Origin of the sequence: Enterococcus alishanensis (assembly GCF_019218635.1) — a bacterium.
Taxonomy (GTDB): domain Bacteria; phylum Bacillota; class Bacilli; order Lactobacillales; family Enterococcaceae; genus Enterococcus_A; species Enterococcus_A alishanensis.
The window spans coordinates 121,136-137,268 of the sequence record NZ_JAHUZB010000004.1 but is presented as its reverse complement, the minus strand read 5'-3'; the positions used below and the strand labels follow the sequence as shown (position 1 = coordinate 137,268).

Below are 16,133 nucleotides of genomic sequence, written 5' to 3'. Positions count from 1 at the left end.
GTGAATAAAAAAACTTTGTAATTGCAAGAAAAATATTCTGATTTTAAGGTTTTTGTTGATTAAATCATAATGAAAGATAGACGTAAATTCACTGAAGAATTGATTTAAATTAAAATTTTTTTCATCAAAATTATAATTCAAACAATTTGAGGTGAGATTAATTGAAAACGTTAACAACCAGTTATATACTAAGCATGTAATCAAATGAAAGCGGTAATATCAATCATTCTTGTCCATATTAAGAATTATAAAAATTTATAATATAACAGAATGAGAAATATTTACACTTTCAAATTAATGGGAGGAATTATAATGAGTTCAAAAGTACTTGATCAGTTCTTAGAAACAAACTTGAATGATCTAAAAGAAAAAGGTTTGTTCAACACAATTGACGTGTTAGAAGGAGCAAATGGTCCAGTCATTACTGTTAACGACAAAAAAATGATCAACTTAGCTTCTAATAACTATCTAGGATTTGCTACAAATCCTGAAATCGTTGAAGCTGATGTTGAAGCAACTGAACACTACGGAGCTGGTGCTGGTGCGGTTCGTACAATTAACGGAACTTTAGATATCCACCAAAAATTAGAAGAAAAAATTGCTGAGTTCAAAGGAACTGAAGCTGCAATTGCTTTCCAATCAGGTTTCAACTGTAACATGGGTGCAATTTCAGCAGTAATGAAAAAAGGCGATGCAATTTTATCAGATGAATTAAATCATGCATCTATTATTGATGGCTGTCGTTTATCTGGAGCGAAAATTATTCGCGTAAATCACCAAGATATGGCAGATTTAGATGCTAAAGCAAAAGAAGCGACTGAAAGTGGCGAATACAACAAAGTAATGTACATCTCTGACGGTGTATTCTCAATGGACGGCGATGTTGCGAAAATTCCTGAAATCGTTGAAATTTGCGAAAAATACAATGTTATCACTTATATTGATGATGCTCATGGTACAGGTGTTATGGGTCATGGTCATGGAACAGTTAAACATTTTGACATGCAAGATCACATTGACTTCCAAATGGGTACTTTGTCTAAAGGTATCGGCGTTGTCGGTGGATATGTTGCAGGTTCTAAACAATTAATTACTTGGTTGAAATCTCAAGCACGTCCATTCTTATTCTCAACTTCATTAACACCAGGAGCTGCAGGTGCTTGTATTAAAGCGATTGATTTAATTGAAACACATCCTGAATTTGTTGATAAATTATGGGATAACGCTAACTACTTCAAACAAGAATTAAAACGTATTGGTTATGATATTGGGGTTTCAGAAACACCAATCACACCAGTAATTGTGGGCGACGAAAAAGTTGCACAAGAATTTTCTAAAAAATTATTAGAAAACGGTGTATACGTTAAACCAATCGTATTCCCAACTGTGCCATTAGGAACAGGTCGTGTTCGTAACATGCCAAATGCTGGACATACAAAAGAAATGTTAGACGAAGCAATCACTGTTTATGAAAAAGTAGGTAAAGAATTAGGAATCATCTAAAAAAAGGTAAAAAGTTTCACACTATAAAATGTTATTCAGAAAGGGAGAACAACATGAAAAAAGTAATGATTACCGGAGCATTAGGACAAATTGGATCAGAATTAGCTGAAAGATTACGTCGTGACTTAGGTGTAGATAATGTAATCGCAACAGATATCCGTAAACCTGAAAATAACCCAACAGTTGAAAATGGACATTTTGAAATATTAGATGTTCAAGACTATGATAAATTCTTAGAAATTGCTAAAACAAACAAAGTAGACACAATTATTCACTTAGCAGCTTTACTTTCAGCAACTGCTGAACAACGTCCTGCTTTTGCATGGAATTTAAATATGGGCGGATTAATGAATGCATTAGAAGTTGCTCGTGAAGTAGGAGAAGGAACTAAATTCTTCGCACCTTCATCTATCGCAGCATATGGACCAGATGCACAACCAGATAACACACCTCAAGATACTGTCATGCATCCAACAACTATGTATGGTGTAACAAAAGTTTCTGGTGAAATGTTAGAAAATTATTACCACGATAAATATGGTGTAGATACTCGTTCCGTACGTTTCCCTGGTTTGATTTCTTATAAAGTTGAACCTGGTGGCGGTACTACTGACTACGCTGTAGATATTTATTATGAAGCATTGAAAAACAAATCTTACAAATCATTCATCGACAAAGGTACTTACATGGATATGATGTACATGGACGATGCAATCGATGCAATCGTTAAGTTGATGAACGCTGATCCTTCTCGTTTGGTTCACCGTAATGCCTTCAATATTACTGCAATGGCATTTGAACCAGAACAAATCGCAGCTTCAATCAAACGTCGTATTCCAGACTTTGAAATGGGCTATGATGTAGATCCAGTTCGTCAAGGAATTGCAAACTCTTGGCCAAATGCGATTGATGCTACAGATGCGAAAACAGAGTGGGACTTCTCACCTAACTATGATTTAGATAAAATGACTGACGAAATGTTAGTAAGACTTTCTAAAAAATTCGCTGAAGAAGGCGTAGAAACTAAAGTATCATTTGATACAGTTGAAAGCTAATCTACTAGTTTAACAGAAACATCACAAGTTAAGAATGTCAGGAAGGTAACATTAGAAAAAGGTAAATGTTAAAAATAACATTCACCTTTTTCTGCCTTCATGGTAGAATAAGCGAGGAATAAAAATAACGTACTAGAGATACATATTTTAGAATAGAACTTCTGAAGGATGGCAAAAAAAGCTAGTTTATTTTTATTATTCCAAAACAAGTTAAGAAGTGCACAAGTAGAGGTGCGTACTTCTGAAGGAGGAGAAAAATGGCTTCAAACGAGAACAATACAGCTACTCCAAATGGCGGCGGCGAATTACAACGGACGATGACTTTCTTCCCAGCACTTTCGACAGTTATGGGAACGGTAATCGGAGCCGGCGTATTCTTTAAAGCAGCCAGCGTAGCACAGAATACAGGGTCAACAAGTATGGTTATGCTTTCGTGGTTCTTGGGAGGATTAATTAGTGTCTGTGCTGGGTTAACAGGGGCAGAACTAGCAGCAGCTATTCCTGAAACAGGCGGTATGTTACGTTATATCGAACGAGCATACGGAAAATTTGCAAGTTTCTTACTAGGTTGGGCACAAGTTATTATTTATTTCCCAGCTAATGTAGCGGCATTATCTATTATTTTTGGTACACAATTTAAGAACTTATTCGGTTTATCAGATGGTACTGTAGTTCCAATTGCAATCGTCGCTGCGATTTCAATTATGTTAATCAACTTTTTAGGCTCAAAAGCCGGTGGTATGCTTCAATCAGTTACTTTAGTATGTAAGCTATTACCACTTGCTGCAATCGTAATCTTTGGGTTATTACGCCAAGGGGATGTTTCAGTTAGCTTGTTCCCAGTTCAAGCTGGCGCAAGTGCTGGTGGTTTTGCTCCTGCATTAGGTGCTGGTTTACTAGCAACAATGTTTGCTTATGATGGCTGGATTCACGTAGGTAACATTGCTGGAGAATTGAAAAATCCTGCCCGTGACTTACCTCGAGCAATCGCTGGTGGTATCTTAGGGATCATGGTTGTTTATTTATTAGTAAACTTTGCTTATTTACGTACTTTGCCAATTGATCAATTAGCAGGTAATGAAAATGCATCAATGGAAGTTGCCGGTAGAATCTTTGGCGGCATGGGCGGTAAAATTGTAACTATTGGTATTTTAATTTCTGTATATGGAACAATTAATGGTTATACTATGACAGGTATGCGTCTTCCTTACACAATGGGTAAAGAAAAAACATTACCATTCTCTAACCAACTATCTAAATTAAACAAAAACTCAGTTCCTTATATTGCGGGTGTTTTAGAATTAATTATTGCTATCATCATGATGCTAGTTGGTGGTTTCGATATGTTAACAGATATGTTGATTTTCGTAATCTGGATTTTCTACACACTAGTATTTATTGCAGTTATCAAACTTAGAAAAACTGAGCCAGATTTGGTTCGCCCGTACAAAGTACCTTTATACCCAGTTATTCCAATTATTGCTATTTTAGGTGGCTTGTTCATCTTAGTAATGACCTTACTTACTCAATTCTCATTAGCAATGGTCGGTATCTTAATAACTGCAATCGGTATTCCTTTCTACTTCTTCATGCAAAGTAAAAATAAATAATTGATTCAATTGACTGAAGTAGCTTTTTAGCTGCTTCGGTTTTTTTATGTTTCAAATAGTTTTCATTGCATTTTGAAAGTTAACATTATAATATGGTTAGTGATTCCTTTGCAATCTTAATATAATTATTAATCGAAATTATTTCATCTTAAGTAGGAGTCAATCATATTTTAGGAGGAAGAAAATGAATAAAGGTTTTTCAGTTAAAACAATTGTTGCGATCGGAATTGGCGCGGCAGTATTTGTTATTTTAGGACGTTTTGTTACAATTCCAACCGGTATTCCTAATACGAATTTACAAACAACATATCCTTTCTTAGCTTTGATGTCTGTTTTATTTGGTCCAATTGCAGGTGGTTTGATTGGGTTAATTGGTCACACACTCGTTGATTTTACAACTTATGGTCCTTGGTGGAGTTGGATTATTTGTTCAGGTGTGATGGGAATTATTTTTGGTTTAGCTGGTCGTAAAATTGATTTGCAGCATGGTGTTTTTGGTAAAAAAGAAATGATTAGTTTTAATATTTTCCAAATTATTGGAAACGTTGCTGTTTGGGCTGTTTTAGCACCAATTTTAGATATTTTAATTTATAGCGAACCTGCTAATAAAGTATTTACCCAAGGAATTGTTTCTGCAATCTTAAATGCTCTATCAGTAGCAATTATTGGAACAATTATTATGAAAGCTTATGCAGCTACGCAAACAAAACAAGGTAGTTTGACAAAAGATTAATTTAAAAAGCACAAAAAGTTTAATGTACCGCCCCTAAAAATGTTAGATTTTTGGGGGCGATACATTAGTTAAAAACTTTTTGTGTTTTTTTATTTGCCGGTTTCATTTTTGGTTAAATCAAAATAGGTTTCAAATAATTGATGCAATTCAGGTTGTGATTTCTTAAGTTGTACTAAACGATTGGTTTCGTAAGACATAAAGCAATGTTGACTGGTTCCAGTTGTGACTAGCTTATCATTTTTAGAAATTTGATATTCAAAATTTAAGCGCGTCCCCGTATATTTACTGACATATGGCTGAATGATAATCTCATCACCAAAGTAAACCATCTCCTTATAAGTGCAACTCACTCCTAAAACAGGTACCATGATGCCCATTTCTTCAATTTTTTCAAAAGGATACCCTAAAAAAGTTAGGACGTCGACACGGGCCTCTTCAAACCAGCGAATGTAGTTGGAGTGATGAATAATCCCCATTTTGTCAGTTTCATAATAAAAAGGTTTGCGTGGATAGCCAGGATATTTTTCCATTGTTTAGTTCCTTTCTGTGGCGTATTTTTTCATATATTTTGGTAGCTCATGGCTAATATTGGTGGGCAAAATAACATAATTATCTACTGCTAAGTCATCAGCAATTTTGCTATGAAGATAAACAGCCGCTGCAATTGTTTCCGTATTTTTTTCAAATTGGGCTAAAAAGCCAGCAATCATACCTGCTAAAGTGTCACCCATTCCACCAGTCGCCATAGCTGGATTACCGGCTGTATTGTGATAGATTTCTTTTCCATCGTAAATCTTGGTGCGGTGACTTTTTAAAACAATTGTTGCTTGGAGAGCTTGTTGTTTAATTTGATTATTTGCATCATCTTGTTTAGCTATCGGTAAACCACTCAATCGTTGCCACTCCATTTGATGAGGGGTAAAAACAGTGTGTTCTGGATAATTTAAAGCCAAAGTATGATTAGCAAATAAGGTAATCGCCGAGCCATCAATAATTAGCCATTGGTTTTCTTTTTGTTTGCTTAAAATTTCTGATAATAGTGCCAAGCTTTCATATTCAAGACCTAACCCGGGACCAATTAAGATGACGTCTGTCTTAGCTAATAATTCTTTTTGCAAAGAAATTTCTCGAAAGTTTAGAACCATTGCTTCTGGCAGTCTGGCGTGTAAGGCACTGTGATTTTTTTCATCGGTCACAACAGTCACTAGGCCTGCACCTGATTGCAGACAACTTTCGGCACTCATGATAATGGCGCCACCATATTGTCGGTTGCCGCCAAGTAATAATGCCCGCCCGTAAGTTCCTTTGTGGGAATCGGCCGCTCTTTTTTTGATAACTTCAGTTAAAATATCTTCAGTTATATTCAAAAATATCCACCTTCTTTCTACCTTCTCATTATACCAGAGTTATCAGTTTTCAATTAAAATCGAAAGTGCTATCATTAAATTGACATCAAGAAGGAGGAACTTTCATGAGTATTGATTGGAAAAAAGAAGTTGAGGCACGTAAGACAGATTTATTTGCTGATTTAAATGAATTATTACGGGTGAAAAGTGAACGAGATGACAATCTTGCAACAAAAGAAGCACCCTTTGGTCCTGGTCCTAAAGAAGCTTTAGAAAAAGTTTTAGCGATGGCTGAACGAGATGGCTTTGCAACTAAAAATGTTGATAACTATGCAGGTCACATTGACTATGGAGAAGGTGATGAAACTTTAGGTATTTTTGCTCACGTTGATGTCGTGCCAGCTGGTGAAGGTTGGGATACAGATCCTTATGAACCAGTAGTAAAAGATGGAAAACTTTTTGCTCGTGGCTCTAGTGATGATAAAGGTCCAACAATCGCGGCTTATTATGGAATGAAAATTATTAAAGAATTAGGCTTGCCAGTTTCTAAAAAAATTCGTTTTGTTGTCGGAACGGATGAAGAAAGTGGCTGGGCTGATATGGATCACTACTTTGAAAAAGAACCAAAACCAGATTTTGGTTTCTCACCGGATGCTGAATTTCCAATGATTAATGGAGAAAAAGGCAATGTAACTATGATTCCTCATTTTGATGGGACAAATGGCACAAACTATGTATTGGTGAATTTCGATGCAGGCCTACGTCAAAATATGGTACCAGGAAATGCTAAGGCGATTGTCAAAGTTTTGGATAATACTGAAGCTGCTAAATTAGCACATGAATTTGAAGATTATGTTATTAATAATCCAGTTAGTGGAACTGCAAGTGTGGATGGCAATTACGTTACATTAGACTTAGAAGGAAAAGCTGCCCACGGTGCAAGCCCGCAATTAGGGACCAATGCCGGAACATTTTTAGCCGTCTTTTTAAATAATTTTGACTTTGATGGTGGTGCCAAAGCCTTTATCGACTATTCTGCTAAATATATTCATGAAGATGTTTATGGTAAAAAATTAGGTGTTGCTTTCCGTGATCCTAAAATGGGTGAGGTAACAATGAATGCTGGTATCTTTAGCTTCAAAGATGGCGAAAAAGATAATTATATTACCTTGAATTTCCGTTATCCAAAAGGAACAACAGCGGACGCAATCAAAGGGAAACTAGCAGACTTATTTGGTAAGGATGCAAAAGTAACGCAAGATGGCCATCATATGTTGCCACATTATACACCATTAACGGATCCATTAGTTGCGAATTTAATGGCTACTTTTGAAGATCATACTGGTCTAAAAGGGGAAGAAAAAATTATTGGTGGCGGCACATTTGGTCGCTTATTAGAACGCGGCGTGGCTTATGGCGCTCAATTCCCAGGCTATACCGATACGATGCACCAAGCCAACGAATTTATGCCAGTTGAAGATATTTTACGGGCAACAGCAATTTATGCAGATGCCATTTATCGTTTGGTGAAATAAAGAAAAAAAGCTATGCCTTGGTTTAATCCAAAGCATAGCTTTCTTGTTGTGCACGATTAATTGAAAGTACAGTACCGGTTTTAGCATCTGCTAAAAATTCATACGCAACTAAAGTACCATCTTCAATTCGAGTGATGCCGCCTTCAACCGTTTCAATGTTGATTGCAAAACGTTGCATCGGTTTGGTTTCAAAAGAAATCCAAGATCCTTCAATCGGACCTTCATTGGTAAATGAGTGTTTTACTTTGTTTAAAATTGCATCTGGAGATAAGTTTTGTTTATTACGATACCAGCGAGTACCAATAACGCCTAAAGCGAGTCCTAACGCTGAACCAATTGTTAATCCACGTGAAAATTCTTCAAAATTTGCCATCTACTCAACTCCCACTAGAAATGTTGACTTTATTTTAACATACAACCGTCTCAAACCCACGGAAAAATCGCTTTGATTATCGCTTATTTGAAAAAAAGAGTATAATTAAGACAATAATAGAAAAGGTTGTGACGGTTATGATTATTCCTAAAAATATAGAAGAACTAGCAAGTTACGCTGAAAAAGGAAAAAATGTGTTCTTTTTTACGGCGGACTGGTGTGGAGATTGTAGTTTTATTAAACCGCAAATGCCTGAAATCGAAGCGGATTTTCCGCAATTTAACTTTATCCAAGTAGATCGCGATCAATATATTGATGTTGCAGCAGAATGGAGTATTTTTGGGATCCCTAGTTTTGTTGTCACTAATGACGGTGAAGAATTGGGTCGCTTAGTCAATAAAAATCGTAAGACAAAAGAAGAAATTAGCGGCTTCTTAAAAATGGTAGAAGGGTAGGCGAGAGCGGATGTTTGCACAAACATATCAAAATATTTTAGTTGGAACTGACGGTAGTGAGCAAGCGATGGAAGCATTCAAAAAAGCAGTAGCAGTTGCTAAACGAAATGACGGAACTGTTTTTGTTGCAAATGTGATTGATCATCAATTATACAGTTTTATGGGCTACTCACCTTTAAATGAAAGTATTATTGACCAACAAACCGAAGATGCCAAAAAATTAATTGAAGAATGTAAACAAGTCGCTAAAGATATGGGTTATGATCGAATCGAAGGGATTGTTGCCTACGGATCGGCCAAAGAAGCGATGGCTCGTACCTTGCCAGAAAAATATGATATTGATTTAGTGATGGTAGGTCAATCTGGTTTAAACGCAGTGGAGCGATTTATGACTGGAAGCGTGGCTAGTTATACTATTAAAGAAGCAGTCTGTGATGTCTTGATCGTTCATCCAAGTGTTGAAAAATAAAGCAAAAGCTGGTGGGAGCCAGCTTTTTTAATGGAGAAAAGATGGATAAATTATTTCAACAGTTAGAAAATCATTATGGTCAACAAAAATGGTGGGATGTCCATAATCAACTTTTTTCAGTGACTGAAATGGTGTTGATTCAAAATACGAATTCAGTCAATGTGGAAAAAGCGATGGTGAATTTACGTCCGTATTTAACTGATTTAGAGACGGTATTATCGTTACCAGAAGATAATTTAGCAACATTAATTCGACCTAGCGGCTATTACAAAATCAAAGCCAAAAGACTGCGGGCAGTTTATCAATGGTTAGTCGAACATTCGAAAGAAATAGTTGAAAAAATACCCACTGAAGATTTGCGAATCGAACTGTTAAATATTTATGGTATTGGTAATGAAACAGCAGATGTAATGATGCTTTATTTATATAATCGCCCCGTTTTTGTAGCAGATAATTATGCTCGACGTTTGTTCGAACGCTTAGGCTTTGGAAAGAATACAGACTACAATAAGATGCGGAATATATATCAACCAGAGGTTAATCAATGGCCAGCTAATCAAGCTAAAGAATTTCACGCGTTAATTGATGAACACTGTAAAGCGCATTGTTTGAAAAAACCTCACTGTAAAAATTGTCCGCTGTTGGAAACCTGTCAATATCCAGATAAAGATTTGACTAGATGAAAAAAATCTCATGCAAAAGTTACAGAGTTTTTGGTAAGATTATCTGTTGTATAGAGAAGGAGGATGCAAAGTGATTTTTGCTTATAATAAACAAAATGTCGGTGATACTTTAATGGTACTCATTGCAGATGATCATCAAATGGATAATATTTCTGAAAGAAAAGGCAATGTTGCCAGAATTAGTATACCTGACGGCACAACAGTTGCTTGGAATTTCTTTGATATTTCAAGATTAATGATTTTTAAAAAAGATGGACAACAATTTTTATCTGAAAAAGAAATTGATTTACTAAATCAAGAACTAAAAAATGCAGGTTTTGAAGAACGTTTACCTGATGATAATGAACCAAAATTTGTTGTAGGTTATGTTAAAACAAGTGTTGACCATCCAGATTCAGACCATTTACATATTACTGAAACAGAAATTGACAATGGACAAGTATTACAAATTGTCTGCGGAGCAAAAAATATTACCGCTGGTCAAAAAGTGGTCGTAGCTAAACCTGGTGCTATGATGCCAGATGGCATGATGATTTGGCCAGGGAAATTACGGGGCATAGAAAGTTTTGGCATGATTTGTTCAGCAGCAGAATTACACTTACCTGACGCAAAAACAGGGCAAGGAATTTTAGTTTTACCAGAAGATACGCCGACTGGTGAAGCGTTCCCGATTGGGAAATAGATTTTAAGAGGCTGTGACATCAGTCTTTTTACAGATAAAAAATAGTATGTAGCAGTTTTTAATGAGTGCTGTACCAATATTTTGAATCTGTTTTGGCTGATGTTGCTGCCTCTTTTGTGAAAAAAAGAAGACCGTCAAAGGACGATCTTCAAAAAACTTATTGATTTTGATTACTTGCTGATGAAGTAAGTTGTGAAGCATCCATAGTTAATTTCGCTTCAGCTGTTTCTTCTTTTCCATCGCGATAGTAAGTAATTTTCACGGTGTCACCAATTTTATGTTTGTATAAAGCTGATTGTAATTCAACACCTGTGTCTACTTCAGTGTCACCAATTTTTGTAATGACATCATATTGTTTCAAACCAGCTTCATCAGCAGGAGTACCAGCAGTCACGTTAGCAACTACGACACCTTGAGTCACTGATTCAGGAAGGTTCTTCAAGAATTGTGATTGTTGTTCGCTAGTGATATTTGCTAAATCAACCATCGAAACGCCGAGACCAGGACGACTAACAGAGCCGCTAGTTTCAATTTGATTAATTACTGAGACAACATCATTACTTGGAATGGCAAAACCAATTCCTTCTACGCTGACACTTGATTCAGTTTGAACAATTTTACTTGAGTTAATGCCGACAACTTGACCAGCTGCATTTACTAGTGGACCACCAGAGTTCCCAGGATTAATCGCTGCATCTGTTTGGATTGCATTGATATTTACTGTTTGGCCTTCTTCATTTTGGCTAGTTACTTGACGATTCAATGAAGAAATAATCCCAGAAGTAACTGAATTAGCATATTGAGAACCTAAAGGAGAACCAATCGCAATCGCAGTTTCACCCACTTTTAAGTTGTCCGAATCACCAAATGTTGCTGGCGTAATATCTTTTACTTTGTCAGAATCAACTTTCAAAACAGCTAAGTCAGTATAAGAATCTGTTCCGACTAACTCAGCCGTCACTTTACTACCATCAGATAGCAATACTTCTAAACCATTTTGTCCTTCAACTACGTGATTGTTTGTTACGATATAAGCAGTATTGCCCTCAACTTTGTAAATCACACCAGAACCTTCAGAAGATTCCTCTAAAGCACCACTATTATCGCTAGAATCACTTTGGCTATTGCCACCACCAAAAATACTTGACCAATCAGAATTTGATTGCGCATTTTGTAAATTAACAACTGAAACAACTGCATCTTGTGCTTTTTCTACTGCCTCAGTAATATCTGAGCTAGAATCTACTTTAACATTACTGACCTGTGTCGATCCAGCAGAAGGCGAGCCACTCGTGTTATTCGATGAACCCAGCCCATTAGCAAAATAAAATATTCCTAAAATTACTCCTGCACCAACCACGCCCCCGGCAACACCTGTCAAAAAGCGTTTCAAGCCATTGCGGGGTTTTTTAGGACTAGGGGTAGGGATAAAATCTTTTTCTTCCATGTTTAATTTCCTCCAACTATTATTAATCTTATTTAAAGTATAGTATCTTTGTATGAGATTAGTCTACTACGTTGATTTGAACTTTTTATGAAGAAGATTGGGAAAAATTTCTGTAAATAGTAAAATAAGGTATAAATTTGTCCACAAGGGTAAGTGGAAAAACTATGAATAACTAAAAAAATCAAAACAAATAGTTATCCACAAATCTGTGGATAACGGGGATAACTCTGGGGAAAACATATGTTTGTATCCAAAAAGCTGGTAAAAAAGGCAAAATAATCCAAATTTTTGTGGATAAGCCTGTGATTAATGTGGATAAAAAAGTGGAAAAGAGGAGACAAAATGAATATCAAAATTATTTCAGTGGGGAAACTAAAAGAAAAATACTTAATTCAAGGGATTGCCGAATACACCAAACGACTATCTAAATATGCCAAAATTGAATTAATCGAAGTACCCGACGAAAAAGCACCGGAAAAACTAAGTGATGCAGAAATGCGTCAAGTCAAAGAAAAAGAAGGCCAACGAATCTTAGCCAAAATAAAAGAGCAAGAATACGTCTACGCCCTAGCAATAGAAGGAAAAAATCCCAGCAGCGAAAGCTTTGCTGCCGAAATCGATCGCCTACAAGTCAGCGGCAAAAGCCAATTTGTCTTTGTCATCGGCGGATCACTAGGCTTAAGCCAAGAAGTAATCAAAAGAAGCAACACGCAAATCTCATTTGGTAAAATGACTTATCCCCATCAATTGATGCGCTTGATTTTAGTTGAGCAGATTTATCGGGCTTTTCGGATTAATATGGGGGAGCCTTATCATAAGTGAGTAGTTGTAATATTATGAATTAAAAATTTATTAAAAAGATGAATATTAAAAAGTTGATTTTTAATGAAAAATGAAAATAGGAATATTCAATAAAAGTTTTAGTGTATAATTATAGTGAAATAAATCTTAGGTATCGTTAGTATATAAAGAGTATTTTTCTATTAGTGATCTAAGAGTGAATATAGACATACAGAAGTATCCTTTGCTGTACTAAATGTATTAGTAGCATTTAAATAATGATTAAAAAAAGTTTTAGTAATAAAATAATAAATTTATGGAGATTAAAATGAACAATAAAGATGAGGAAAAAATACCTAAACCATTTCTGAGATGGGCTGGGGGAAAAACTTGGTTAATAAAATATTTGGGTACTATTTTAAAAAAAAAGAAATTTAATAATTATTTTGAACCCTTTTTGGGCGGAGGGGCACTTTTTCTTTCGATCAACCCCAAAAAAGATATTTTTTTATCTGATTTAAACGAAGATTTGATAAATGCTTACAAGGCTGTTCAACGAGATCCTAAAAAAATTGTTACAGAATTAAAATCCTATAAAAATGACGAAAGTTTTTATTATGAAATGAGGAGTAAAGATATACAAGATCCTATCTTAAGAGCTGCAAAATTTATATATCTCAACAAAACCTCTTTTAATGGTATTTATAGAGTAAACAATGAGGGTAAATATAATGTTCCATTTGGCTTTAGAAGTAATTATCCAATAGAGGAAGACAATATTTTCATGGTTAGTGAGAGATTACAATATGCTAATATTCGTTATGGAGATTTTTATGAAAACGCTGATGCAATTAAAGAAGGTGATTTAATCATTCTGGACCCTCCGTACACTGTATCACACAATGAGAATGGTTTTATAAAATATAATCAAAAACTTTTTTCATTAGAAGATCAATACAGATTAAGTGATTTTATTGATCACATAAAGGATAGCGGAGCATATTATATTCTTACAAATGCCGCTCATGAGAAAATTATTGAAATTTTTCAAAAAGACGAAGATATCAGGTACGATCTATCTAGAGCGAATGCCATTGGTGGAAAAAATGCAAATAGAGGGCAAATAAAAGAATTTGTATTTACTAATATAAAGGAGGGCTGATTCTATGGAAAATATATACAGTAAAATAATTGGGGGAAAAGAATTAGATAAGAAAAAGAAATTCTTTTCAGCAGAATATGATTACTTAAGTTTAAAACACCAGGCTTCAGATCAATATATTGCATCAGGTTGGGAAATAGAAAAAAGGTATAAACATACTACAAGACTAAAGAAGAAAAAAAGCGAAAAAGAAATATTTTTAAATAGCTGCTGGAGTTTATTTTATAATATGGGGTTTGATAAAATGAATTCTGATAAAACAGAAATAGGTTCTAATGATGTAGATATAATTGCTGTAGATAACGAAACTGTTATTTTTGCATATTGTCGATTTTCTGAAGAAATTCAAAAAAGGGATGGATTATTAGATGATATAAAAACAATTGTAAATAATCATGAGGCGTGTATTCGATATGCAAAAGATTTTCCAGATGGAAAAAAAAGAAAGCATGTAATATTATTAATAACTAAAAATTATATTCTAAATGACCAAGAGATAGCATATATGGACAAAAAAGTATTCCACTTTAATGAAGAGAATATAGATTATTACGAAGAGTTAACAAGACATTTGGGCAGTGTCGCTAAGTATCAGTTGCTTGGATATCTATTTGCTGGTAAAAAAATTCCAGGGATGGATGATAAAATCCCTGCTATTGAGGGAGAAATGGGCGGTCATAAATATTATTCTTTCTCAATTGAACCAGAGAAACTTTTAAAAATTGGATATGTGTTGCATAGGAACAATGCCAATAGACAAATGATGCCAACTTATCAAAGAATAATAAAAAAAACTAGATTAAATTCAATACAGTCGTTTGTAGAAGATGGTGGATTTTTCCCTAATTCATTAATCATAAATATTCAAAGTAAAAAATTAAATTTTGATTATTCAGAAAAACAAGTCCAAGGAGCTGTTTCAAAGATTGGCGTACTGCACTTACCACAGTTGTATAGGTCTGCTTATATTATAGATGGACAACATAGGCTGTATGGGTACGCCAATTCTAGATTTGCTAAGACTAACTCAATACCTGTTGTAGCTTTTTTCAATCTTGAGAAACAGGAACAAGTTAAACTTTTTATGGATATTAATGAAAATCAAAAAGCAGTACCAAAAAATCTAAGGGCCACACTACAATCTGATATTTTTGGAACATCTAAATATTTATTCGAGAGACAAGTAGCTTTAAAGTCTCGTATTGCTCAAAATTTAGCTGAAGAATTGGATTCTCCACTGTATCGTAGAATCATTGTTGGTGAGAACTCAACTACTGATTACTGTAATATAACACTAGAAACCATCCAACAAGCATTAAATCAGAGTGATTACTTTAACCAATATACAAAAAAATCCAATGATTTAATCTCTACAGGAACATTAGATACTGGTTCTGTGAAAGAAACCGAGATTATTATAATGAAGTTTTTGAAGGAAAACTTTTTGTATATTCAAAAAAACCTAGATAATGAATGGAATGAAACTGACAAAACAAAAAGATTCTTAATTACTAACCCTGGTATTTATAGCTTGATCAAAATTATGAATGATATAGTCAATTTGTTATTAGAAGAAAAGAAAGACACACAGAAAGAAGTTAAAATTGATGAACTTTTAAAGGAAATGCAGCCATATTTAGATACAATCATTTCCTTTTATAAGGAAATTTCGTTTGAAGAACGAACAAGAATAAAGAAAACGTATGGTGGAAATGGGAAAAAACTATACTGGCGTACACTTCAGAAAGCTTTACATGAGCATTATCCAGAGTTTTCGCCTGAGGACATGGTGACTTTCTGGAAAGATAATGATAAAAGATATAACGAAGTTACTTATTCTTATATCAGAGAAATCGAGCTTTATATGCGTGAAGATTTTAAAAAGAAATTAGTGAAGAAATATGGAGATGATTGGTTTAATAATCTACCGAAATCTGTATATGATCAAGCGAATAAATTAGCATCTGATAAAAATTATGGTAAACCTAAAGAAGAAGCAGTGGATCCTTGGACATGTTTGAACTTTATACATTTCAGAGATATTGCTTTAAATAATTGGCAAGATTTATTTGCGAGTGATTATACATTACCAGAGGAAAAGGGAAGAAGTGGAAAGAAGGATGATAAGACAAAATGGATGGTTAAATTATCAAGTATAAGAAATGAAAACTCTCATGTGTATGTGAGTGTAAAAGAAGACGAATATAAATTTGCTGAAAAAATACACAATTGGTTGATATCTAATATATATTAAACTAACGAATAAGTATTACAATATTTACATGAAAATTGTTTGGATA

16 protein-coding genes are annotated in these 16,133 nt (G+C 34.6%); 12 read left to right on the top strand and 4 right to left on the bottom strand.

Features of this window, described 5'->3' with window-relative positions:
* The first annotated feature begins 312 nt into the window (after positions 1–312).
* The 4 genes from KUA55_RS11020 (at position 313) to KUA55_RS11005 (ending at position 4,901) form a co-directional block, all read left to right on the top strand.
* A complete protein-coding gene (locus KUA55_RS11020; protein WP_218326332.1) occupies positions 313–1,503 on the top strand; it encodes a glycine C-acetyltransferase in 1,191 nt (396 codons plus the stop codon).
* 53 nt (positions 1,504–1,556) lie between these two features.
* Positions 1,557–2,558, top strand: coding sequence for an NAD-dependent epimerase/dehydratase family protein (locus tag KUA55_RS11015; protein WP_218326331.1), 1,002 nt, complete (start codon positions 1,557–1,559; stop codon positions 2,556–2,558).
* Positions 2,559–2,815: 257 nt separating this feature from the next.
* A complete protein-coding gene (locus KUA55_RS11010) occupies positions 2,816–4,168 on the top strand; it encodes an APC family permease (RefSeq protein WP_218326330.1) in 1,353 nt (450 codons plus the stop codon).
* Positions 4,169–4,352: 184 nt separating this feature from the next.
* The gene (locus KUA55_RS11005) at positions 4,353–4,901 is read left to right on the top strand and encodes an ECF-type riboflavin transporter substrate-binding protein (RefSeq protein WP_218326329.1); all 549 of its coding nucleotides are present in this window, start codon (positions 4,353–4,355) and stop codon (positions 4,899–4,901) included.
* A gap of 89 nt (positions 4,902–4,990) precedes the next feature.
* Here the strand turns inward: KUA55_RS11005 and KUA55_RS11000 are convergent, their stop codons facing one another.
* Together KUA55_RS11000 and KUA55_RS10995 are read right to left on the bottom strand one after the other, a co-directional pair.
* Positions 4,991–5,431 carry an acyl-CoA thioesterase gene (locus KUA55_RS11000; protein WP_218326328.1) on the bottom strand — a complete coding sequence of 147 codons (441 nt, stop codon included), beginning with the start codon at positions 5,429–5,431 and terminating at the stop codon, positions 4,991–4,993.
* A 3-nt stretch (positions 5,432–5,434) separates the two neighbouring features.
* The gene (locus KUA55_RS10995; RefSeq protein ID WP_218326327.1) at positions 5,435–6,268 is read right to left on the bottom strand and encodes an NAD(P)H-hydrate dehydratase; all 834 of its coding nucleotides are present in this window, start codon (positions 6,266–6,268) and stop codon (positions 5,435–5,437) included.
* Between the two features lie 104 nt (positions 6,269–6,372).
* Between KUA55_RS10995 and pepV the strand changes: the two genes are divergently transcribed.
* Positions 6,373–7,782, top strand: a complete 1,410-nt coding sequence (gene pepV / locus KUA55_RS10990) for a dipeptidase PepV (RefSeq protein ID WP_218326326.1) — start codon at positions 6,373–6,375, stop codon at positions 7,780–7,782.
* Between the two features lie 22 nt (positions 7,783–7,804).
* On the opposite strand, the gene KUA55_RS10985 is transcribed toward pepV, so the two are convergent.
* The gene (locus tag KUA55_RS10985) at positions 7,805–8,155 is read right to left on the bottom strand and encodes a hypothetical protein (RefSeq protein ID WP_218326324.1); all 351 of its coding nucleotides are present in this window, start codon (positions 8,153–8,155) and stop codon (positions 7,805–7,807) included.
* 137 nt (positions 8,156–8,292) lie between these two features.
* On the opposite strand from KUA55_RS10985, the gene KUA55_RS10980 reads away from it, so the two are divergent.
* From KUA55_RS10980 to ytpR, 4 genes are all read left to right on the top strand, one after another.
* The gene (locus KUA55_RS10980; protein WP_218326323.1) at positions 8,293–8,610 is read left to right on the top strand and encodes a thioredoxin family protein; all 318 of its coding nucleotides are present in this window, start codon (positions 8,293–8,295) and stop codon (positions 8,608–8,610) included.
* Between the two features lie 10 nt (positions 8,611–8,620).
* Positions 8,621–9,079 carry a universal stress protein gene (locus KUA55_RS10975; RefSeq protein ID WP_218326321.1) on the top strand — a complete coding sequence of 153 codons (459 nt, stop codon included), beginning with the start codon at positions 8,621–8,623 and terminating at the stop codon, positions 9,077–9,079.
* 41 nt (positions 9,080–9,120) lie between these two features.
* Positions 9,121–9,762, top strand: a complete 642-nt coding sequence (locus tag KUA55_RS10970; protein ID WP_218326320.1) for an endonuclease III domain-containing protein — start codon at positions 9,121–9,123, stop codon at positions 9,760–9,762.
* Positions 9,763–9,832: 70 nt separating this feature from the next.
* Positions 9,833–10,444 carry a YtpR family tRNA-binding protein gene (gene ytpR, locus KUA55_RS10965; protein WP_218326319.1) on the top strand — a complete coding sequence of 204 codons (612 nt, stop codon included), beginning with the start codon at positions 9,833–9,835 and terminating at the stop codon, positions 10,442–10,444.
* A gap of 157 nt (positions 10,445–10,601) precedes the next feature.
* Here the strand turns inward: ytpR and KUA55_RS10960 are convergent, their stop codons facing one another.
* Complete coding sequence (locus tag KUA55_RS10960; protein ID WP_218326317.1) at positions 10,602–11,891, bottom strand: S1C family serine protease; 1,290 nt, start codon at positions 11,889–11,891, stop codon at positions 10,602–10,604.
* A gap of 342 nt (positions 11,892–12,233) precedes the next feature.
* On the opposite strand from KUA55_RS10960, the gene rlmH reads away from it, so the two are divergent.
* The 3 genes from rlmH to KUA55_RS10945 all read left to right on the top strand — a co-directional run bounded on the left by rlmH (position 12,234) and on the right by KUA55_RS10945 (position 16,087).
* A complete protein-coding gene (rlmH, locus tag KUA55_RS10955; RefSeq protein WP_218326316.1) occupies positions 12,234–12,713 on the top strand; it encodes a 23S rRNA (pseudouridine(1915)-N(3))-methyltransferase RlmH in 480 nt (159 codons plus the stop codon).
* 286 nt (positions 12,714–12,999) lie between these two features.
* A complete protein-coding gene (locus KUA55_RS10950) occupies positions 13,000–13,833 on the top strand; it encodes a DNA adenine methylase (RefSeq protein ID WP_218326314.1) in 834 nt (277 codons plus the stop codon).
* 4 nt (positions 13,834–13,837) lie between these two features.
* Positions 13,838–16,087 (top strand): DGQHR domain-containing protein, encoded by a 2,250-nt coding sequence (locus KUA55_RS10945; protein WP_218326313.1) that lies wholly within the window; start codon positions 13,838–13,840, stop codon positions 16,085–16,087.
* The last annotated feature ends 46 nt before the right edge of the window (positions 16,088–16,133 follow it).